Annotated in this window: 12 protein-coding genes; 5 read left to right on the forward strand and 7 right to left on the reverse strand. The window is 42.2% G+C overall.

Annotation, left to right across the window (positions count from 1 at the left end):
* The first annotated feature begins 116 nt into the window (after positions 1-116).
* A complete protein-coding gene (locus ICL16_RS27930) occupies positions 117-2,789 on the forward strand; it encodes a TonB-dependent receptor (RefSeq protein ID WP_190834684.1) in 2,673 nt (890 codons plus the stop codon).
* 12 nt (positions 2,790-2,801) lie between these two features.
* Positions 2,802-3,947 (forward strand): PepSY-associated TM helix domain-containing protein, encoded by a 1,146-nt coding sequence (locus tag ICL16_RS27935; protein WP_190834686.1) that lies wholly within the window; start codon positions 2,802-2,804, stop codon positions 3,945-3,947.
* 1 nt (position 3,948) lies between these two features.
* Here the strand turns inward: ICL16_RS27935 and ICL16_RS27940 are convergent, their stop codons facing one another.
* From ICL16_RS27940 to ICL16_RS27965, 6 genes are all read right to left on the reverse strand, one after another.
* Positions 3,949-8,550, reverse strand: a complete 4,602-nt coding sequence (locus ICL16_RS27940) for a type I polyketide synthase (protein ID WP_190834688.1) — start codon at positions 8,548-8,550, stop codon at positions 3,949-3,951.
* Positions 8,551-8,665: 115 nt separating this feature from the next.
* Complete coding sequence (locus ICL16_RS27945) at positions 8,666-13,429, reverse strand: non-ribosomal peptide synthetase (RefSeq protein WP_190834690.1); 4,764 nt, start codon at positions 13,427-13,429, stop codon at positions 8,666-8,668.
* Positions 13,430-13,453: 24 nt separating this feature from the next.
* Entirely contained in the window at positions 13,454-14,776 is a 1,323-nt protein-coding gene (locus tag ICL16_RS27950) for an anthranilate synthase component I family protein (RefSeq protein ID WP_190834692.1), read from the reverse strand.
* A gap of 21 nt (positions 14,777-14,797) precedes the next feature.
* The gene (locus tag ICL16_RS27955) at positions 14,798-16,351 is read right to left on the reverse strand and encodes a benzoate-CoA ligase family protein (RefSeq protein WP_190834695.1); all 1,554 of its coding nucleotides are present in this window, start codon (positions 16,349-16,351) and stop codon (positions 14,798-14,800) included.
* Between the two features lie 32 nt (positions 16,352-16,383).
* A complete protein-coding gene (locus ICL16_RS27960; RefSeq protein ID WP_190834697.1) occupies positions 16,384-16,632 on the reverse strand; it encodes an acyl carrier protein in 249 nt (82 codons plus the stop codon).
* The gene (locus ICL16_RS27965) at positions 16,589-16,780 is read right to left on the reverse strand and encodes a hypothetical protein (RefSeq protein ID WP_190834699.1); all 192 of its coding nucleotides are present in this window, start codon (positions 16,778-16,780) and stop codon (positions 16,589-16,591) included. Before ICL16_RS27965 ends, ICL16_RS27960 begins: the two co-directional genes overlap by 44 nt.
* A 735-nt stretch (positions 16,781-17,515) precedes the next feature.
* Here ICL16_RS27965 and ICL16_RS46070 point away from each other — a divergent pair.
* The 3 genes from ICL16_RS46070 to ICL16_RS27975 all read left to right on the forward strand — a co-directional run bounded on the left by ICL16_RS46070 (position 17,516) and on the right by ICL16_RS27975 (position 23,533).
* Positions 17,516-17,878, forward strand: a complete 363-nt coding sequence (locus ICL16_RS46070) for an MFS transporter (protein WP_238360984.1) — start codon at positions 17,516-17,518, stop codon at positions 17,876-17,878.
* Positions 17,853-18,083 carry a hypothetical protein gene (locus ICL16_RS46075; protein WP_238360985.1) on the forward strand — a complete coding sequence of 77 codons (231 nt, stop codon included), beginning with the start codon at positions 17,853-17,855 and terminating at the stop codon, positions 18,081-18,083. Before ICL16_RS46070 ends, ICL16_RS46075 begins: the two co-directional genes overlap by 26 nt.
* A 215-nt stretch (positions 18,084-18,298) precedes the next feature.
* A complete protein-coding gene (locus ICL16_RS27975; RefSeq protein ID WP_190834701.1) occupies positions 18,299-23,533 on the forward strand; it encodes an nSTAND1 domain-containing NTPase in 5,235 nt (1,744 codons plus the stop codon).
* A gap of 64 nt (positions 23,534-23,597) precedes the next feature.
* On the opposite strand, the gene ICL16_RS27980 is transcribed toward ICL16_RS27975, so the two are convergent.
* On the reverse strand, positions 23,598-23,954 hold the full coding sequence (locus tag ICL16_RS27980) for a hypothetical protein (protein ID WP_190834703.1): 357 nt from the start codon (positions 23,952-23,954) through the stop codon (positions 23,598-23,600).
* Between the last annotated feature and the right edge of the window lie 98 nt (positions 23,955-24,052).

A 24,052-nucleotide genomic window follows, 5' to 3' on the forward strand; every position in this document is an offset into this window, starting at 1 on the left:
TCCTTTCTCTTTACTTGAGTGATAAAATCGTCTAATCTTCTGACTATAATGAAAGTTTTTTTTATTTACCTAGATTCTTTTAATCCAAGGGATGCATTTGTTTCGTGAGGAGATCGATGAAACTCAACCAACTATTAAGCGTGCTGTTGCTGACTAGTTTGCCAACGGTGTTGCACACAACTCTAGCCAAAAGTGAGGAGATTGCCATACAAGGCGATCACTTATCAACTAAAGTGAGTGCAACTTCACAGCCAGTTGCACCCACCAAAGTCATTCCGCGACTGAGTGAGGTAGCACGTCCGATTACGAGCGCACAAATCCTAGCGCAATCACCCCCTACCAAAGCACAAGTAATACAAATTACATCCGTCAAGGCTAATCCTACTGCTAAAGGTGTGGAAGTAATTTTACAAACATCAGTTGGGGAACAGTTACAAGTAACCAATCGCAGTTCGGGTAATAGCTTTATTGCTGATATACCTAATGCCCAATTGCGTCTACCAAGCGGTGAAACATTCATCTTCCGCTCCGAAAAGCCGCTACCGGGAATTACTGAGATAATTGTAATAAATCTGGATGCGAATACTGTCCGAGTGACGGTGACGGGTGAAGCACTGTTGCCAACAGTGGAGTTGTTTGACAGTCCGAATGAGGGTCTGATCTTTAGCGTTGCAACGGCTGCATTCACGCAGCAACCGCAGCAACCCCAACCATCACAAAAGCCAGCGCCGAGTAAACCTGAGAGTGAAACCCAGCCAGATAAACCATCATCTTCTGGCGATGAACCGATAGAACTGGTGGTGACCGGTGAGCAAGACGGATATCGTACTCCCGATGCTACCACTCCTACAAAAACAGATACTCCTTTACGCGATATTCCCCAGTCTATTCAAGTCATTCCCCAACAGGTAATCAAAGATCAACAAGTAACTCGTGTGGGCGATGCGTTAAGAAACGTCAGTGGCGTACAACAACCAGCTAATACGTCCCGCAGTCATTTTGATATATTTTTCATCCGTGGCTTTTCCAGTGTCAACGAAGGAGTTCTCAGAAATGGTTTGAGAGACAGAACTAATACTCGCATCGGCTCTGAAGTTGCTAACCTGGAGCGCATCGAAGTTCTCAAAGGACCCTCCGCAGCTCTCTATGGTCAGGGTGGTCTGGGCGGCACAATTAATTTAATCACGAAACAGCCCCTACAAGATCCCTTCTACTCAGTAGAAGCCTTTGTGGGCAATTTCGATTTTTATCGAGGTGCGATCGACTTCTCAGGTCCCTTGAATTCTGATAAAACTCTACTGTATCGCTTGAACGCTGCTGGTGAAAGTTCAGGCAGTTTCGTTGATTTCGTTGAAAGCCAAACTTATTTTGTTGCACCTGTTTTAACTTGGCTCATTAGTGACAAAACTAAGCTGACTTTTGAAGCTGAATACGTAAATTCACCCAAGAGGGATGAGTGGGGACTACCAGCAGAAGGGACTGTGTTACCAAATCCCAATGGCAAGATTCCATTAAATCGTTACGTCGGAGAACCTACAGAAGAAGACAATCGTAGTGCGTTTCGAGTTGGCTACAACTTGGAGCATCGCTTCAGTAAAAATTGGCAGGTGCGAAATGCCTTTCGAGCGTCGTTTTTTAGAAACACGGCAGAAACTAACTTTCCTGCTAGTCTACGACCAGATAAACGCACTTTGCAAAGAAACTCTATTAAAACACTGGCTGCTCCCACAGACATCTATACTTTAGACTCATACATTGTCGGTAAGTTTAATACTGGTAGCATACAACACCAAATAGTCGCTGGTTTCGATTTGTTTAGAGAATTGAATTCTACCAATTTAGAGACTCGAACCAGTACAATCGACATCTTTAATCCCGCTGTCAGAACTTTTGCATCGACTATATCAAGACAAGACAATAAATTTACGCGGGATGCATTAGGTCTTTACATTCAAGACCAAATCACGCTATTCGAGAATCTTAAATTATTGCTGGGCGGACGCTTTGATATCATCAGTGAAAAATATGAAGACTTTATCCCTATCACTCGACCAGAAAAATTTCGGCAAAACGAAGCTTTTAGCCCCAGAGTAGGAATTGTCTATCAACCCATCAAACCAATTTCCCTCTACGCCAGCTACAATCGCTCGTTTACTCAGGTAACTGGCACAACCTTTGATACTACTTTATTTGAGCCAGAACGCGGTACTCAGTATGAAGTGGGGATCAAGGCAGATTTGAATGACAAAATTTCTGCAACCCTTGCTTTCTATGACATAACTCGCTCCAATGTTCTGATTACCAATCCCAGCGATACCCGCTTTTCCCTGCAAGTAGGTGAGCAAAAAAGTCGGGGGATTGAGTTAGATATTGGTGGTGAAATATTACCCGATTTGAACATTATCGCCTCCTATGCCTACACCGATGCATATGTTAGTAAAGAACCTCTTAGACCACAGTTGGTGGACAACACATTGAATAATGTGCCGAAACATAGCGCTAGTTTATGGACAACTTATGAAATTCAAACAGGTTCTTTCCAAGGGTTAGGATTTGGCTTAGGGTTTTACTATGTAGGCGATCGCCAAGGAGACATAGCAAACAGTTTCGAGATCCCGAATTATGTGCGGACAGATGCTGCCATCTTCTATAAACGAAATAATTTCCGCGCCGCAGTCAATATCAAAAACTTATTTGACATCACCTATTTTGAATCCGTGACAAATAACTTGCGTGTCTATCCAGGCGCACCCGTAACTGTACAGGGAACTATTGCATGGGAATTTTAGGAGCAATTTGCAATGAAGCGACATAAATTACGCCACCTTGCTTTTTATCTACACCGTTACATTGGACTAGCAGTAGGACTGCTTTTGGTGCTTATCGGCTTAACAGGTAGCTTACTGGTGTTTGCAGATGAAATCGACCACTTCTTACTTAATCGCCAGATGGGACATATTATTCCCTCTGGACAACGAGTTTCCATCGAGTCAGTCCTAAATACAGTTAAGACTGCTTACAGTAACCAACCCGAACTCAAACTTAATGTGATTCGGACACTGCCAGAACCAGATGTTCCTTACCAAATCTTCCTCGCTTCTCCTACAGGTGCACGTACAGAAATCCATGTAAATCCTTATACAGGCGCGATTATGGGGAGTCGTTCTGGGGACTATCACCCGATGGCTTTGGTACTCAAGTTACACTACCAATTCCTCGCAGGTGAAACCGGGCAACAAATTATTGGCGTCGTGGGGCTGTTGTTCTTCATCCTCAGTATTACAGGTATCATTCTTTGGCCTGGTTGGCGAAAGCTGATATCTGGTGTGAGAATAAAGCTCAAAGCACATCCAAAAAGGAAAAGTTTTGACATCCACAAAGTGGCAGGAATTACTGCTGGTGTCTTCCTGGCAATACTTAGTTTCACCGGGTTGTGTTTTAACTTCTACAATTTCACCAAACCCATCATCTACGCAGTCACATTCACCCCCAATCTACCCAACCCTGTTTCCCAACCGATTGTGGGCAAGACACCACTCTTGCTGAGGGAACTATTGCAAAAAGCTGATGCTGCCCTGCCCAACGCTGTCACAACCTACGTTGTCTTGCCAAAAAAACCAACCGATGCTCTCAGAGTCGGTAAAAAGCTACCCCAGGAAAGCTGGAAATTCGGTTTCAGTCAGGTTTATCTCGACCAATACACTGGAAAGGTAGTGCAACTGAAGAATGGGTTGATGTCATCACCAGGCGACAAAGTTTTAAATTCCTTCATCTATCTGCACTTTGGCATCTTCGGTGGACTGTTCACCCGCGTTCTCTACATATTCGTCGGTCTTGCGCCCACGGTTCTGTTTGTGACAGGTTTGATCATGTGGCGCTATCGCAGGCACACAAGAGGAGGAACTGAAGGGGCGATGCAGGAAATTACACATTCGCGCCCTTATTGATTTATGCAAGGGGAATAGTAGGCACAAGTTTCTTTCCTTCTTCTTCAGCTAATTCTTGTAAGTCCCTAATAATAGCTTCTTCAACAATCAGAGCTAATTCGGCAACAGTTGGTGACTCAAACAAAGAATGAATCGGTATTTCCACTTGAAAGTCTTGATTAAGCCGAGAGATTAGCCGAACACCTATCAAGGAATTTCCCCCCAAATCAAAGAAATTATCATTGATTCCTACCTGTTCAATCCCAAGCAACTCTTGACAGATTTGAGCAATTGTGGATTCAACCTCACTGCTAGGAGCTACATAGGTTGTTTCTAGATGAGGTCTTTGGTGTGTGTTCAGTTTAGTCTCATCATTCTGTTTGCCAGTTAAGAGTGAACTTAGTATGCTATGAGTCTTACGATTATACTTAGCCGATAAATCAGTAGTTGATACCAAGACTTGGGGTAGTTTAGTTGCCAAAATTCGTCTGAATACCTTAACTCCTTCTAGTGGTAATAATCCGTGCTTGAGAAAATCTGTGGAGAATTCTTTAGTTTGCTCTAATTGCTTTGCAGCTGCTACTCCCATCCCAACTTCTTGCCAAGCATCCCAGTTAATACAGGTGGTAAATTTACCATTTGTAGATTTCTGATAGTGAGCAAACGCATCTAGAAAAGCATTGGCTCCAGCATAATCTACCTGACCAAATCCACCTAGTATTGACGCCAGTGAAGAACACAGGATGAAGAAATCTAGCTGTTCGTTCTTAAAGATTGTATCGAGAACCAGTGTACCCCTCACTTTGGCGGCAAAAATTCTTTCTGCTTCTTTGAATGTTTTGCGCTGAATCACTCCACCTCCAGGAACTCCAGCAGCATGGATGACACCATTGATCTGACCAAACTGCTCTTGTGCATGAGCGATCGCCACTTGCATTTGTTCTAAATTAGTGACATCAGCATTATTTACCAAAACTTCTGCACCTAAAGCTTCTAATTTTAGTACTTGACTAATTTTACAACTTATGCTATCGTTGGCATCTTGATTCGCCAACCACTGTGACCACTCATCTCGATTTGGTAAAGTAGTTCGCCCCGTCAAGACCAGTTTGGCTCTTACAGTTTTTGCTAGATGTTGCGCCAGCACTCCTCCAATTCCACCCAGTCCACCTGTAATCAAGTATACTCCTGCTTCCCGCAGGCATGGTGTCGTTTCAAGAGCTTCATCTAATCTAATTAGTTCAAAGGTTTGCACCCAGCGATTACTTCCACGGTAAGCAACAATTTGATCGGAGGTTGGGACGACAATTTCTGTTAACAGTTGCTCTACAAGTTTCTCCTGATGCCAATTACCTAAAGATGGAAATACCACATCAATGCTACGACAACTGATGTTTGGATATTCTTGCGGAATCGTTTTCAAAAGTCCAAGCAAAGTTGCTTTCTCTGGAGCAAGCGCTTCATCTTGAGTCACTTGTTGTAAATTATTGGAGATGACTGTAATCTCTAACTCATCCGTCCAATTGTGTTTGCCGAACGCCTGCGCGAGAAACAGCAGACTGTAAAATCCCCTTTGTTGAGCTTTATCCAGTGAATCGAGCGCTAACTCGGTATGTTCTGGTGTCACTGACAACAGATGAACAATTTTGTTGGGAATCTTATGTTGTGCTGCAAGTACTTGGAGGAGAGCATCATAATCTTGAGGTTGTTGGGGATTGAGAGTGTATGCACCCGGATCTAACTGAGTATACTCTGCTCCAGTGGTTACAGTTATTACTTCTTGTCCCTGCTCTTGTAGCCGTTTTACTAGTTCGATACCTAAGCCGCATTCATCGATAAATACAAGATGAATTGACTTAACTTGCAATACATTAGATGGTTGGAGTATTACGGAACGTTTCCACGATGGGATATAGAACCAATCAGTAATATCTAGTTTTTTGTCTAAAGTTAAGTGGTGGCTACTGGCTGATTGATGTTGTAGTGGTTCAATCCAATAACGCTGGCGCTCAAACGGATAAGTTGGTAATGGTAGACGAGCGCGTTGTTCTTGTGCATAAAATCCCGCCCAATCCACCTGCACACCCGCTAGCCAAAGTCGCCCCAATGTGTTGAGCAAAAATGCGACATCTGACTGTTGCTCTTGAGGATGGCGCAGAGATGAAAGTACAACTGATCCAGATGTATGACGTTTCACTAAAGAGCTTAATGTCCTTCCTGGTCCTACCTCAAGAAAAATGCGTTTTGCATCTTGCAAAAGCTCAGTAATTCCCTCAGAAAATCGTACTCTCCGGCGCAGGTGTTGCGCCCAGTAACTTGGGTTGGTTGCTTGTTTTGTATCGATCCAAGTACCAGTTACGTTGGAAATAAAAGGAATTTGTGGAGGGTTGAGATTGACGGTTTTCAAGTACTCAGTAAAAGGCTCAATGATCGAGTCCATCATCTCAGAATGGAAGGCATGGGAGGTATGCAATCGGCGCGACTCTACTCCTTTTTGCGCTAACTGCTGCTCAAGTTGCTCCACAGCTTCTATTGAACCTGACACAACCGAGAGCGATGGTGCATTACTGGCGGCTATTTGTAGAGACGCGCCATAGCGCGTCTCTACATCGTCTGCAGATAAACTTACAGCCAACATAGCACCACTGGGTAGTTGTTGCATCAATTTTCCCCTAGTGGCTACCACTGACAAAGCGTCTTCAAGAGAGAAAACACCACTCAAAGTTGCAGCTACATATTCCCCAATGCTATGACCAATCATGGCTTGAGGAAGTACTCCCCATGACATCCACAATTTGGCTAGGGCATACTCAATCACAAACAATGCTGGTTGAGTAATAGCAGTTTGTTGTAATTGCTGGGCTGTATTGGCTGTTTCTTCTATTGGGTACAAACAAGAGCGCAAATCAAAACCTAAGTGAGGTAGGAGTAAATCACAACAGCGATCGCACTCTTGTTGAAATGTCGTTTCAGTCTGGTAAAGCTCCCTCGCCATATTCACGTACTGTGAGCCTTGACCGCTGAACATGAAAACGATGGAGCGATCGGACGATTCCTGAAACTGACTAATTACTCGTTTTGGATCTGCTAATTCTAGAACTGTTATAGCTTCTTCCCGATTCTCTACTACAACCATTTGACGATAATTAAACGCCCTGCGACCAACTTGGAGGGTGTATGCTACATCAGCAAGATTTTTTTCTGGATGCTGTTTTAAGTGATTCACCAGATTGGCTGTAGCAGTTTGTAGTGCCGAATGAGTTTTAGCAGAAAGTACCAATATTTGCCGAGGACGGGAAGGTAGAGATGCGACTAATGGCGTCTGTTCCTCAAGAATCACATGGGCATTAGTACCGCCAATACCGAAGGAACTAACACCAGCGCGACGAGGAATACCGTTGACTTTCCACTCACAAAGCTGACTGTTAACATAAAATGGGCTATTTTCAAAATCGATCTGAGGATTAGGCTGTTCAAAGTTGATGCTGGGTGGTAGTAACTTGTGGTGTAGGGCAAGGGTAGTTTTGATCAAACCTGTAATTCCCGCTGCTGCATCCAAATGTCCGACATTTGTTTTCACCGAACCGATGGCACAGTAGCCTTTTTTTTCAGTGCTGACTCTAAACGCTTGTGTCATGGCTGCGATTTCAATCGGATCGCCCAAGGGAGTTCCAGTTCCATGAGCTTCCATATAAGTGATTGTTTCTGGCGCTACTTCAGCCATGACTTGAGCAGCGTGAATAACTTTGGCTTGACCATCTTCGCTAGGTGCGGTGTATCCTATTTTTGCAGCACCATCATTATTAATTGCCGAGCCTTTAATAACTGCGTATATGTAATCTCGATCCGCGATCGCATCCTCCAGCCGCTTGAGTACGACAACACCGATTCCGTTACCGCCAAGAGTACCGTTGGCTTTAGCATCAAACGCTCTGCAATGTCCATCAGGAGAAATAATTTCACCTGGAGCTAATGTTAATTCGTTTTGGGGAACTTTGACGGCAACACCTGCAGCCAAAGCCATATAACATTCGCCACTAAGCAAACTTTGACTAGCCAAATGCACTGCAACTAATGAACTGGAACAAGCTGTTCCTACACTAACACTTGGTCCAGTGAGATTCAATTTGTAAGAGACGCGAGTAGGAATGTAATCTTTATCAACACTAATTAAGCTTTGTATACCTCCTATTGATTGCATTAATTCTTGGTGAGGAAAAAGGTTATAGTAAAGATAATAACCCATCCCCACTCCAGCATAAACTCCTATTGGTCTTGTTTCTCTTTCCGAGTCATAGCCTGCATTTTCTAATGCCTCCCAAGCACACTCTAAAAAAAGTCTGTGTTGTGGGTCCATAATTTCAGCTTCTCTGGGGCTGAAACCGAAAAATGAAGCATCAAATAATTCTACGTCATCGAGTACCGAGCCTGATAGAGGTTTTTTGCTGGACTGATTTCTCCCATTTTTCTCTCTATCTAAATTGAGATTTTCCCGCTCGTTAAAGACTGAAATAAGTTGTACTCCGTTTATTAAGTTTTCCCAAAAATCTTCAATACTTTTGCTGCCTGGTAGCCTTCCTGACATGCCAATAATCGCTATTTCTAAACCGTTGGTTTCATTCATGTTTTTTTACTCCTGTTAGCTCTGAATGATTAAAAAACCGCTGAGGCGCTGAGGACGCAGAGGAAGATTAAGGAGGAATAATTTTGATTGGAACGGATTTGATATTAATGATAATTTACGTGTTTGCAGATTTTTTGTACCTTTGATTAAGGCGATTTTTACCCTCTTTTAATTCTTTATTTAAATCGGAAGTTTGTTGCTTTAGGTATGATGTTTTTTGTTGGGTGCTTATGTGTTGAGTCAAAGCTCTAATAGTTGAGTATTTAAATAAGTCAACTACTGATATTGGCTGCATCTCATTGGGTAAAGCTTGTTTGAGTTTGCTATACATTTGTGTGAGCAGTAAGGAATTTCCTCCTAAATCAAAAAACTTATCATTTACTCCTACCTTTTCTTGCTCTAGAATTTCTTGCCAAATGTTAGCAATGGTCTGCTCAATTTTATTCTGGGGTGCAACATAAGCAACTTTCACTTCCTCAAGCAAACTTTCTTGAGTGGGAAGCGCACGACGGTCTACTTTACCATTAGCAGAAAGTGGTAAAGCATCGAGAAAAACAAAAGCTGACGGTATCATCTGCTCTGATAGCTTAGCTTTGAGGAAAGAGCGTAACTCCTCAATAGTGGGTTCCGGTTTTTGTTCGGGAACGACGTAAGCTACCAAACGCTCTTTAGTATTTTGTTTACCGATCGCTGTGACTGCGGCAGAGCGCACGGCTGGATGCTGTATCAAAGCTGCTTCGATTTCTCCTGCCTCGATTCGGTTTCCTCTAATTTTGATTTGAAAGTCTACTCTTGCCAAAAACTCGATATTGCCATCCGGCAAATAGCGTCCTAAATCACCTGTGCGGTAGATGCGCTCACCTGTGCGAGGATGAGTGATGAAATGAGCGTTGGTCTTTTCGCGATCGCGCCAGTAACCTTTTGCTAGCTGCACTCCAGCACAGTACATCTCTCCTGGAACCCAAACGGGACAATCTTCTAGAGTAGAGACTTCGTATTTCGCGTCTCTACATTTAAATATGTAGTATTTTGAGTTAGCCATTGGTTGACCATAAGGAATACTTTTCCAGTTTGGGTTAACTTCTTTTACTAAGTAACCGATGTTCCAAATTGTCGTTTCGGTTGGACCGCCAATACTGAGTATTTGTACTCCTGGTACTAACGCTAAGAGCCGATTGGGAAGGGAAATCGGCAGCCAATCTCCACCTAAAATTGCCAAACGCAAACTCGAAGATAGCGAACTTGATTGCTCTTCTACATAATCTACTAACATCTCCATCATGGCGGGTACTGAGTTCCAAAGTGTCACTTTTTCCCGCACTATCAACTCAGCCCAGTGAGCAGGGTCTTTAACTGCAGACGCATCGGGGATGATAATCGTACCGCCAGCACAAAGAAGACCAAATATGTCATACACAGACAGATCGTGGTTAAGAGCAGTGAGTGCTAAGATACGGTCTTGAGGAGAAACATTAAAGCGCTTGTTTGTTTGAATAACGACATTAACTACGTTGCGATGAGTAATCATTACCCCTTTAGGCTTCCCAGTAGAACCAGAGGTGTAGATAACGTAAGCTAAATCATCTGGTGTCTGGAGGGGTTGTAGTGGTTGGTTACTTTCACTTGCTAATTCTTCAGTGTTTATACATAGACATTGAATACCCGATGGTAAGTACAATTTCTGATTGAGCCAAGATTGGGTGAGAATAATCTTAGCTTCACTATTTTCGAGCAGATAGAACAAGCGCTCTTGAGGTAGTGTGGGATCAATAGGTAAATAGGCGGCTCCGGAGTTCAAAATACCCAGCACGGCGACAATCTGTTCCCATCCCTTCTCCATCACCACTGCTACCAACTGGTTGGGAGTTGCTCCCAACTGTCGCAAACGATGACCTACTTGATTGGATAATTCGTATAACTCCTGATATGTTAGGGTGCGACTTGATGAAATGACGGCGGGTTGCTTAAACCTCTGTTGTGCTTGCGCAGCAAATAAAGTGTGCAGCATCTGATCAGGAATCGGTACAGCAGTTGCATTGATAGCTTCGCGCTGCGACAATTGGGCAGGGGGTATCAGTTGTCGAGTAATCTCAAGCCAAGTTGATTCGGAAGTAGCTAGCTGTTTGAGGAAACGGCAATAAGCCTCAAACATATCTTCTATTAAACCAACAGGGAAAAGTTCTTCAACCACATCCCAGTTGAAAGTCAATTCTCCCTTTTCTTCCCAAACTTGAATATCCATCCACGCCTGAGAAGCTTGGCTGATGCCATAAACTAACTCACCAAAATGACTAAATGTCAAGGTTTTTTGACCGAGTTTACCAAAACCTAAAGTACTGGTGAAGACAATTGGCATCGCGCTGGGAGCTGTACCTTGCCTCCGTGCTAGTTCCCGCACTACGCGCACACCACTAAAGTAGCGATGTTCTAAATCTTGCCACAGTTGCTGCTGTATACGGCGAGCGCGATCACTAAATGATTCTGGTGTTGAATTATCTACTGCTAAAAGGGTTACAGAGGTGAAGTCTCCTAAAATGTCATTTACCTGATGGTGCAGTGGTAGACGATTAAACAGGGCTAAATTGATGGTAAATCGGGGATTATTGCCCCAAACTGTTAAAATTTCCGCAAAAGCAGCAATTAAAACTCCAGAGGGGGTTAAACCTGCTTGAGCAGCCCGCTGTTTCAACTCCTGCCATTCGGTTTCATCCAATCGCCCATCATGCCGTTTGCAGCGATGCTGTTTAAGTTCTTGAGGATTTTTGGCAAGAGGTAAGTCTGGGGCTGGGGGGAAGTTGTCTAGGCGAGTGAACCAATAATCCTGAGATTTCTGATATAATTCTGTGTTTTGCAAAGATTGCTCGGCTAAAACGTAATCCCGAAATGAAAGTTCTAGGGGTGGCAATACCACATCTGGATTTTGGTAAAGTTGAAACCACTCATCGAACAAGCGAAACAGACTCCAAGCGTCAAATACTTGTAAATCGTAGCTAATGTGTAGTCGGACACGCCCTCGATCCAAAAGTGTTGCACGAAAATCAAATAAGGGCCATTGATCGGCTGGTATGACTTGATGAGAGAGGCGATCGCGAATAGCCTCTAACTCTTGGTTGACAATGTCATCTTTTGCTCTCAAATCTAAAACCTCCATTTGGTAAGCAGGCACCTGTTTGAGAATCTGCTGCTGACCATTTGGTAAAACTATAGCTCGCAGCATATCATGACGTTCAATTAGTTTTTGCAACGTCCAGTTTAATCGTTCTAAATTTAAATCATTCCCTTCAATTTCATAGTAACCATGATTAGATACATTCCCTAGATCTAGTACTCCACTACGACCTACCCAAAAGGCGTGTTGCATATCAGTAAGTGGGAAAGGTTCGTAGCGTTGGGTAGATGCAGGCACAATTACTGGTAAGGAAGTATCATTCTTCTTTGGGTTTGCCAATGCTAATTGATTGACAAGTAGAGATGCTAATTGAGCTAAGTTGTTTTCGCCAAAGAAATGCTCCATTGGTACTCTAATGGCTAAATCAGTTTCAATTCGATTTTTAAACGTCAAAGCCATGAGAGAGTCAAGGTATGAGGTAAGGCGCTCGTGGGGATCAATATCTGAATCGGATTGCATGAAAGCAGCAAGCCATTGGAGAAGACTAGTTTCTAGTAGTTGCTGTCGTTCTTCTGGTTTGGCTGCCAAAATTTCTCTTGATAAACTGGTGGTTTCTACATTGACGATCTCTGGTATAGAACTGTTTATTGTTGCGTGCTGAATTTTTTCATCCTTCACTGTTGCTGCTGGATTTGTTCCGAGCTTCGCGTCACCCCAACGCATGACAGTTGCTGCTGCGGTTGCTGCTGCACCGATGGTGTAGACGAGTACTAAGTCGTTTTCACGAATTTTACCAGATTGTGCAGCGTGGTAAAGATTAGCAATCGGAAGCACCGGACCAATATTTGCGTAGCGGGGATAGAGATTAATTATGCGCTCCGGATCTATACCTAATGCCCGCGTACAGACACTAGCATACCAGGGAGTAGGAGTGTTAAAAGCAAAAAAGTCTATTTGCTCGAGAGTAACTCCAGCTGCAGCTACAGCATCTTTACAGCATATACGCACAAAATCCACAGATGTTTCGGCAAGAGCGCTGGCGTTTTCACCTGTCCGAGTTAATATTTGCGGCTGACCTTGGGTATTTGTTGTGATTTCATAGGAATACGCACCGCATGTTGCCGCAGTGTGGATTATTTTTGTACTGAGAACTCCTTGGTTTGGTTTAAGTGTATCAACGACAAAAGCACCAGCACCGTCCCCCATCGACCACGAGAGGGTATCTTCTTCGTCTACAGTTTTAGAGCCAATATGTGACACAACAATCAGTACATTCCGGTATGTTCCTGTTTGGATGAGCGCACTAGCATTTTGAAGGGCAATCAAGGCGCTTGAGCATGTTGATTCCAGATTCCATGCTGGACAGCGCAATCCTAGTTGATGGGCGAGGTAGCAAGCATTACCGGGTCCAATTTGTGCGGGGCAGAAAGAAGCAACAATCAAAAGTTCAACATCTTCAGCACAGAGTTCTGCTGCTTCCAGAGCTTCCTTAGCCGCACGATACTCTAGTGTCAGTGATGATTCGTCCTGACTGAGAACCCGCCGCTCGACATTGCCTCGGAACGGATCTGATAAATATGGTGCTACCTCTTGTGACCAAATATCCAAATCTGGGTGATTCGAGGTCGAGACTGTAGACACAGGCAACCTTGCTCTTCTTGAGTTGACTCGATCAACTAATTCAGGGAATTTTTTGAGCCAGTCTTCTTTTGTGTGAATTATGCCAGGAAAATTGACTGCTAATGCGCGAATACCTACTGCACTATCCATAGTAATATAAGTGTTTAAATCTACTTAAGACTGCAAGACAATATTGGTCAACATAGTATTCATCTTATTGACCGACTCCACATACTCTTTTTGTGGAACAGATTCGGCGACAATACCAGCTCCTGCATTTAAGTAAATTGAGTCACCGTATTGGTAAACTGAGCGAATGGCGATCGCCAGATCCGCTGCACCATTGCTATCTATCCAACCGATACCACCAGCGTAAATTCCTCTTGGCTCGTCTTCCAAAAGATCGATCCAATCCAAGGCTCGTTCTTTATTAATTCCAGAAACAGTAATTCCCGGAAATAAAATCTTTAAAGCATCCCACATAGTGTTTCCTGCTTTAAGTTGACCACCGACTCGAGATGATAGGTGCTGCACGCATCGATATTTCTTGACTTCCATAAAATCAAAAACTTTAATGGTTTCTGGCAAGCATAGCGAAGCGATCTCGTTTTGTGCTAACCAGATGGAGAGAGAATGCTCTTTCACTTCTTTAGCATCTGTAAACAGTTCATCACTCAAGCGTGCATCTTCTTCCACACTTTCTCCACGGGGTCGGGTTGCTGCTAGTGGATTTGTCACGACAAACCCATCTTCACTCACTTGCATCAATATTTCGGGACTGAAGCCAACTGCACGAACATCTCCGATGTTTAGACAATAAGAACGTGCTGAATTATTAGCTCTAGCTCCCACTACATAAGTTCCCAGAACGTCTAAATTGCCATTTACCTTGACAGAACGAGAAATGATCGCTTTATGTAATTCGCCTTTCTGAATAGCTTTGATTAAGATATCAATCCGGTTTTGATAAGTTTCGCGATCGGCAAAATCAACTTTTAAAGACGTCGGCACATAATCAGGAAATTGAGTTTCAGCACTTAATTGTTCTCTGATTTGCTCTAATGACTTAGTCGTTTTAATATAGATTCCTTTATCAGTGAAGCGAAGTTCAGTCTCTGGAATCAAGAAGTAAAAAAGTGCCTGCTCGATTGCTTTAGAGTATGAAGAGTAAAAGCGAGCTACATCAAATGTAACGTAACCATAAGCTGTCCAATTGTCAATTGGTAAAGACCTAAGTAAATCCTCTACTTGTTTGAAAGGGTCACTAACAGGCTCAGAGTGTAGCTTTCCAAGACCACTGAGCAAAACTGCGTCTTGGCTTACTAATATATGTAAAAGCTCGTTACCAGCAATCCGAACTTCATCTTTACTTTCATACAGAACATAATTAGTAAAAATACCCGCTTGCACGAAGTTCTTTAAGACAACGAGCGGACTTTTTTTACCTGGTATAAATGTCTCATTGTATTTGATTTCTGTCTTTAATTCTGTTACCATATTGGCCCTTTTTGTGATTTATTATTTAACTGTTTTTACAGCTAAAATTGGCTTTTTTCCCAACAGCTTGCGATGAATTTTGCCAGTTGAAGTACGCGGTAAATTTGCGACAAAGTGAATCGCTTTCGGAGCTTTAAAGTGAGGCAATCGCTGTTTAGCAAATTTACGAATGCTATCTTCAATTTCAGGTGATGGTTCTTGTCCTGGCTTGAGGCTAACATAAGCAACAACTTGAGTTAATTGTTCACCACCATCAGACGGGATCACAGCGACCTCAAGTACCTGTGGATGCTGATGCAAGACATCTTCAATTTCCATAGGTGATATCCACTGACCATTCACTTTAAAGAGGTCGTCTGTGCGACCCATAAACCAGAAACAGCCTTCCGTATCACACAGATACTTATCTCCAGTGCGCATGGTATGCCCGTAGAGGACTTTCCTTGTCTCTTGGAGTTTGTTCCAGTACCCTAACATTAGGCTTTCTCCTCTGACTTCGAGGTCGCCAATCTCACTAGGAGAACAGGGACAACCATTTTCGCCCACGACTTGAACTTCATATCCAGGTACAGGACGACCAGAACTGCCCGGTTTGCAGTTTCCTATACGGTTAGAAAGAAAAATGTGTAAAAACTCTGTCGTTCCAATACCCTCACAAATTTCATGGTTGTAAATCGTCAGCCACTGATGCCAAACACTTTTAGGTAGTTGTTCTGCTGCTGATACACATAAACGTAACGAAGAGACATCAAGAGGACAAATTTCTTTGACAGCAAGAATAGCTGTATAGACGCTGGGTATGCCAAATATAACTGTGGGTCGATAGCGCTGAACATCAGTAATGATGTCAAAAGCGTTTTGAGCGTCAGACAATATAGCAGCCGCACCTACTGCCATCGGCATATACAAGGTATTTCCCAAGCCATAAGCAAAGGGCATCTTGGCAACTGAGTATGTGATGTCATCTGAATGCAAACCAAGCGTAGCTTTACCATAACTTTCTGCACATACCACCATATTTTGATGGAGGTGAATTACACCTTTGGGGCGATTGGTACTACCAGAAGTGTACAAAAAGAAAGCTGGTTCATCCCGATAGGTATCAGTTAATGGTATTTCATCTTGCTGAGCCAGCAGAGACATAAACGATTCCCCATCTACTAGCAAAACATGACGGAGAAACTGAGACTGAATTGGAGCTAGTTTCTCTTGCCACTCTTGAGTTGTCAGTAAAATCTTGGCACGGGAATCTTGCAAAATATACTGTATATCATCAACACTACTATTCGTATTAATTGGAACTGGTACAGCACCGAGCCATATAGCACCCCAGAAAGCAAATACAAACTCTGGACTATCTGGCAATAAAATCGCTATTCGATTTTCCCGCTCTAGATTTAGATGAGAAAGTAATGTGGCAGTACGCTGAACAAAGCTCTTCACTTGAGCGTAAGTGTATGTCTCGTCTTGATAATAAAAGGCAATTTTCTCACCACGCCCCTGTTTTAAGTTTCCTTCTACAAAGTAAGCGGCAACATTAAAGACTTGAGGCAGCCGTTCAGAAATACTGTCCATCCTACATTCTTCCTCTCATAACTTAATATCTCTTATTTAGCTTGAACAGCCATCATCTCCTCAACTAAATTGCAGATTTGAGCCAATGTCATATCATGTCGAGCTTCCAGCTTGACGTTAACTCCCAGCCTACGTTTCAATCCCAAGGCAAGTTCTACTGTCTCAATAGAATCAAGCTGCAAATCTTTGTGGAGATAAGTGTCTTCATGAAGCAACTCTTGAGCAACCCCTAAATCATTAAGTATTGCCTTGAGAGTATTCATCACGTTGAGAGTATCCATACAACAAAGTTCCTTTAAACACTTGTGTGAGCAACATCCTTGAACTGCTATACCCTTTAGGCTTGCGCTTTGCCCAATTGTGCAGAATATCAAAGAGTGTCGCCCACTGATGGGGAATTATTTGTATGCTGTTGAGAATTTGAGTCATTTTTCACCCCCAGGCAATTAGATGCACGCTTTTAATGGTTAAATTGGGCAAACTGAACGACAAATTTAAATCTATGAGAGTCGTATTGCTGCCTTTACGCCAAGAAACTATTCAATTGAGAAAATTTTCGCTCCTATAAACCTTAGTTGTTGCTTTATGCAAGCTACGACGCAATTGCTTGGTCAGTCAAGCAAATTTGATTTAGACTATGTTGCCAGTAGTTTTCAATTAACATTTTTTACTTTAGTGCAAGTTTATAGCGTTTAGCAAGTTTGTATTAATAGGTATTAGTTATCAATAACTAATTTTGCTATACGCTGTCACTAAGCTCAAATAATTTATTACTTTTGATAGATGTTAAAGCTAACTATACTCGGGTCTACCAGAGCCTATCTTACTTATTTTTTTGTGTATTATAAAATACTAAAGTTTATAAGTAGCAAAAGTCCTTACTAGCAAAAGCTTTGCCAACTAATACGGAGATTTGTGGGTTGTGAAAATGAATGTCTTGCGCCCTTGACTTTGTCAATACCGATTTTACTTGTGTCTCTATCTCCTCAATTAGTGATAAGCTTTAGCAATAATTAGTTGAACTACACCTGCCATATGTAAATTTATTTTTTGTAGTTTGATTCTTTTGACTTTACTTGTGCAAATTTTTTGCAATAAACTTGATAATGCTCACATCATTATCGACAGATTGAGCTTTGGTAATTTTTAGATATTTAAGTTATAATGAAGACTTTAATTATCATCTGGCTGGGTCAGATGATTTCTATCATTGGCAGTAGCATGACTGGCTTTGCTTTTACTATCTGGGTGTGGGAACTCACAGGTCAAGCTACAACACTAGCCTTATTTGGGTTCTTTACACAAATACCGCAAGTCTTTATTGCTCCCACAGCTGGGGTAATTGTGGATCGTTGGAATCGTAAATACTACGTCATTGGACTTGTCGGTATCTTAACTATCGCTCCTCACGACTTTTGCGATCGCTCCAAAGTTAATCCTCAGGTGCAGGGGCGCGTTTTTGCCACCCGAAGAATTAGCTGGTACATCAGCAGTCGCCTACTTGATAGCTGGTACACTTGCCGATGAAGTTTTTGAACCTGCAATGATGCCAGATGGGAGTCTTGCCCCTATCTTGGGCAAGATATTTGGCACTGGAAAAGGTGCAGGCATAGCACTTGTATATGTTATTTCTTCGCTCAGTATATTACTTGTTGGTTTAGGTGGATATGCTTTCCGCACGCTGCGTGATGTAGAAACCATACTGCCCGATCATGATGCTCATGTAGAGTAAGTCTGTAGAAGAAACCGGGGATTGAGAATATTAATGTAACAGTTTGTAAAACTTTCCGGATTTTACCTCATGCCGTGTTGCATAAAGCAGGGTAGAGAAACATATATATCTGATAAACCTTTAATATGAATATGTTGCACGACTTGGGAAGATGGCGCTGAAGCGCCTACTACAAATAAACTCTTAAAACGAAAACCATACAAGATGTTAGTATAATGTGTCCACTCGGTGTTGCTACTAGTTATTCAACTCAAACTAAACAAAAAACCGTTGCTAAGTTATGGCTGGTACTTGTCGGAGTAAATCAATACCAAGATGAACGACTTCCCGACTTGCGATACTCAGCAGTAGATTGTCAGGGATTGGCAGAAGCTTTGGTAGATGCCACCGCACAATTTGCGCAAAAAGAAATCAAAATTTATCACGATTTTGCGCCTCAATCTCCTAATTTAAAAAATGTGCGTGCCAGTATCAAGCAAATTACTACATCTGCTCAACCTAAAGATACTATTTTATTTTATTTTTCTGGACATGGAATTGTAGAGCCATACACTCAACAAGCATTCTTATGTTTAGCAGAGACTCAAACAGCTAATTTATTCGATACTGGTTTAGCATTACAGGAATTATTACAATTATTAGGTAATTGTCCAGCACAGAATCAACTAGTATGGCTTGATGCTTGTCATAGTGGTGGTATGACATTTAGAAAGGAAACAGTAGAACCTGCACTTAGTCCAACACCACAATTACTGGCGGTATTACAGCAACGAGCTGCCAAAAGTAAGGGTTTTTATGCTTTACTTTCTTGTGATACAGACCAACAATCTTGGGAGTTTCCAGAACTAGGGCATGGGGTATTTACTTATTATTTAATGCGGGGATTGCGCGGGGAAGCGGCTGACTCTCAAGGCGTCATTTCTGCCGATGGTTTGTATAAATATGTATATCATCAAACTTTGCAGTATGTAGATAAAAGTAATCAACAGTTACGATTAATTAATCAGCAGAAAATAAGTAAAGGAGAGCGAGAACTTTTTCGCGAATATTCACTACAAACTCCCAAAAGAATTGTCGAGGGAGTGGGAGAGTTAATTATCGGCAAAAAATTAGATAAAGCTGCGCAAAGAGTACGTAGATTAGGAGTAGTCATAGAAGGAATATCTGGCAGCATAGCATTAGATATCAGTAAATGTTTAGGTAATAGCGGCGAATTTGAATTAGAGTATTTACAAGCATCAAAAGCTACTGTAGATGATGTGAAAAGAGCGATCGCACGTCTAGTGCATGAGCAACAACCAGAAACTGTTCTGCTTTACCTGCGGGGGCGAGTACCAGAAACCGAAGCAGCCGAAGAGTTGTTGCTGGGAGAAAATATCATAATTAAGCGCTGGTGGCTCAAGCAACAGTTACGCCGATGTAAAGCCAAGCAAATCATCATTCTTGAATGTCTGAATCAAGATTTGCCCACAACAACTTTACAAGATTGGGTAGAAGATTTGCTGCTGGATTCTCAGCAAGGGCAGTGTTTAATCGCCTGTGCGTCTCCACCAGAGCAACCAGAAAGATTTGCGCAAACTTTGCTTGATACTTTGAAGAATGCTTCTATTGTATCTGGATTATCAGCAGCAGGCGCGATCGCCCAACTACAACTAGCAAATGCTGGTAGTGGCATTCCCCTTCAAGTTTGGCTATCTGGGGCAAAGGGGATCATAGAAATTTTACCGACAAAAACTAATTCCCAAACAGAAGTACCTATGGCAGGATTAGATCTGGGAGTATGCCCTTACATGGGTTTAAGTGCTTTTACCGAAGAAGACGCTCAATATTTCTACGGTAGAGAAAACTTAACTCAGCAGTTAATTCATCAACTAGCAAATAACTCAGTTCTTGCCGTCGTTGGTGCTTCTGGTAGTGGCAAATCTTCTATCGTACAAGCAGGTATAATTCCCGCACTACGACTAGGCAAACAAATCCCTAATAGCGAACAGTGGTTGATTAAAAGTCTTCGCCCAGGAGAACGTCCCTTAGAAGCTCTAGCGCAGCGCCTCGCGGGGGTAGGGGGGCACAGGAGTAGGGGGGCACAGGAGCAGGGGAACAGAGGAGAATTAGAGTTTACACTCTCACAAACTCCCCTACTTCCCCACTCCCCTACTCCTCATCTCATAGAAGGAATACTCCACCAAGGAGTAGAGGGATTTGTTTATTGGCTGCGCAGCCTTCCCCATTCAATGGTGGTACTGGTAATCGATCAGTTTGAGGAATTATTCACCCTTGCTCCAGATGCAGACAGAGAAATTTTTTTAGAACTTGTATTGGGAGCAGTAAAACATGCAAGCGATCGCTTCAAATTAATTATCACTTTGCGTGCCGACTTCATTGCTTCTTGTTTAGAAATACCACCACTAGCCTTGTTTTTACAAGAGTCAAGTGTACTAATTCCACCTCGACTAAGTTTAGATGATTACCGCCGTGTAATTCTCAAGCCAGCACAACAAGTAGGGTTAAAAGTAGAACCAGAATTAGTAGAAGTACTACTGCGGGAGCTAAATCAATCAGCAGGAGATTTACCTTTACTAGAATTCGTTTTAGAGCAATTATGGCAACATCGTCAGGCTGGTGAATTAACATTACAAGCATATCAACAGCAACTTGGTGGAATTAAAGGTGCATTAGAGCGTTCTTGTCAAGCTGTTTATCAAAATTTAGATTCAGAAGCAAGGGAATGTGCTAAATGGGTTTTTCTCTCTTTAACCCAACTAGGAGAAGGTACAGAAGATACTCGACGCCGGGTATTCAAATCAGAGTTGATTGTGAAAAAATATCCACTTGCATTGGTGGAAAGAACTCTCAAAGCTTTAACAGATGCCAAGTTAGTAGTAGTGAATTTAGAGGAGGAAACTGTGGAAGGGAGTAGGGGAGCAGGGGAAGCAGGGGAGGCAGGGGAAGTAGGGGAAGTTAATTCCTCAAAAGCCTTAAATTCTTCCTTTCCCTTGTCTCCCAATCCTATTACTATAGAAGTAGCTCATGAAATTTTAATTCGTCATTGGTCAACTTTGCGTTGGTGGTTAGAGGAAAATCGCAACAGGTTGCGTCTACAGCGTCAAGTCGAACAAGCCGCGATGTTGTGGAAGTACAATGGTGGACAATCTGATTTTTTATTACAAGGAGTACGGCTAGCAGAGGCAGAAGATATTTATATCAAATACACTGACGAACTTTCTGCTGATGTGCAGCAATTTATTGAAGCTTGTTTAGTACAAAGAAAACAACAACAACTTCAGGAAAAAAGAAGACTTAGACAAGCCCAACGTGCGGTAGTTGCGCTAAGTTTTTTAGGCATAGCTGCTTTCAGTTTTGGCGGTTTAGCTTACTGGCAAAGTCGTGCATCTCAACTCAGAGAAATTGAAGCATTGAATGCAAGTGCAAAAGCAAACCTTTTATCTAATCAGCAGTTAGAAGCACTAACTGCGAGTGCGAAAGCAGGAAAACAACTGAGAAAAGTTTTTAGTGTACCAGATGAGATAAAACTGGCAACAGAAAATGTACTTGGGCAAGCAGTTTTCCAAACTCAAGAACTGAACCGTTTAGAAGGACATACTGATGGAGTGATTGCTGTTAGTTTTAGTCCTGATGGCAAAAAAATCGCTTCAGCTTCTTCAGATATGACTGCGAAAATTTGGGGTGATAATGGTAAGTTGCTCCTCACACTTACTGGACATAGCAAGGCAATTAATAGTGTTAGCTTTGCTCCTGATGGAAAAACGATCGCCTCGGCTAGTGCTGACAAAACTATCAAAATTTGGAGTACTAGTGATGGTAGCTTACTCAGAACAATAAATGGTCATAATAATTCGGTTAATGGTGTCAGCTTCAGTCCTGATGGTAAAATGATTGCCTCTGTTAGTACTGACAAAACAATTAAACTTTGGAGTACTAGTGATGCTCACTTAATTAGAACTATAACAGGACACAAGGCGGGACTTACTAGTATAAGTTTTAGCCCTGATGGTAAGATGATTGCCTCCACAAGTGAAGACAAAACTGTGAGATTATGGAGTAGTAGTGATGGTCGCTTATTGAAAACTCTAAATGGGCATAAAAATTGGGTTAACTATACTACATTTTCCCATGATGGCAAGATAATTGCTTCAGCAAGTGCTGATAAAACTGTTAAACTTTGGAGTACTGAAGATGGTCGCTTGTTGACAACTCTCAAAGGACATACTAACTCTGTATTCAGCGTAGCGTTTAGCCCCGACGATAAAACTATCGCCTCTGTTGGTGGAGACAGAGTTGTCAAACTTTGGAGTCGCAATGGTATAGAATTGGAAAATTTCAAGGGGCATTACAGTACCATTTGGGGTGTAAGTTTTAGTCCAAACCCCCCAGGGGGGTTGATTGCAACTGCGAGTGCTGATAATACGATTAAATTGTGGCGGCGTAAAGACGCTTCTTTGCTAGAAATTTTTCCCAAAGATAACTCTCGGATTTATGATGTTAGTTTCAGTCCTGATGGAAGTGCGATCGCATCAGCTAATGGAGATGGTCAAATTAAGCTTTGGCGACGTAAAGATGGTAAATTGTTAAGACTACTATCTGGTCATACTGATTATGTCAATGCTGTGAGCTTTAATCCTCTTGGTAGTACCATTGCCACAGCTAGTGATGACCAAACTGTTAAACTTTGGAATCTGAGTGATGGTAAATTACTCTATACGATCAAAGAGCATAGTGGTGAAGTTAATAGCATCAGCTTCTCACCTAACGGCAAAATTATTGCTACTGGCAGTAGAGATAACACCATTAAATTGTGGCGCAGTAATGATGGTAAGTTAATTAAAACTCTCAACGGACATAGTGATGAAGTTTTTGGCGTCAGTTTCAGTCATGATGGTAAGATGATCGCCACTGCTAGTGCAGATAACACGATTAAACTTTGGAGTGTTGCCGATGGTCGCTTAATTAAAACGATTACCGCACATAATAACTGGGTATATGATGTAGCCTGGAGTCCTAACGACCAAATTATTGTTTCTAGCAGTGCAGATAAAACCATTAAACTATGGCACAGTCGTGATGGACAATTATTGCGTACCCTAACTGGGCATACAGCAGAAGTTTACAGCAGTAGCTTTTCTCCTGATGGTAAGACAATTGCTTCTGTAAGTGAAGACAGAAGTGTGAAGCTTTGGCGTCTGGAGGGAAATCTAATCAAAACTTTGCCAGAAAATGCCGCAGCTGTGATGAGTGTAAGTTTCAGCCCTGATGGCAAAACTTTCGTTTCTGGTAGTATAGATGGAACAGTCAAGGTTTGGAGTTTTGATCCTACTGACGAACCAATTGCGTCTATGAATTATCTCATGCAGCGTGCTTGCAATCAGTTACATAATTATCTGTACAATAACTCCAAGTTGAGCCAAAACGATCAACAAATCTGTGCAAATTAATTTCATCAACCGGGTTTTTGGGCAAAACCCGGTGCAAGTGTATGAAAATTAGCGTGACACCATCCTAGCTGCCCGGTCTGGGGCTTCTTTTGCGAAATGTTTCTTGAACTCCACCAATTGGTTGAACACCTATTTTGTTCGGTTTGTTCGGAATTTGGATTTGTGGTGCTACTGGATTGAACGGTTGTATTCGTGGTTTTTCTTCCACTTGCGGAGGTCTTCGACCGCCGCGTGTAGGAGGTCTTTTTACCTGGGTTTCCACCGTTGGTTTTTGTTGCTTAGTACTAATTAGTACTTGTGTGCTGACGCAATCTACTTGATTACACTGTTGATTTGTGATTTTTTCTTCTCCATAGCTAGAATTAGCACTAGCTATCACTGTTGATATTGCGATCGCCACAATCAAAATTTGCTTTCTCATATCCATCCTGACTAAAAACCTATAGCAATACTTGTGTTCTGCTTTATTTCTTATTTAGATCCTATTAAGAGCCACTGTGTTCCGGATATTTTCGAGGA

This window comes from Iningainema tapete BLCC-T55 (genome assembly GCF_014698965.1).
Classification (GTDB): Bacteria; Cyanobacteriota; Cyanobacteriia; order Cyanobacteriales; family Nostocaceae; genus Iningainema; species Iningainema tapete.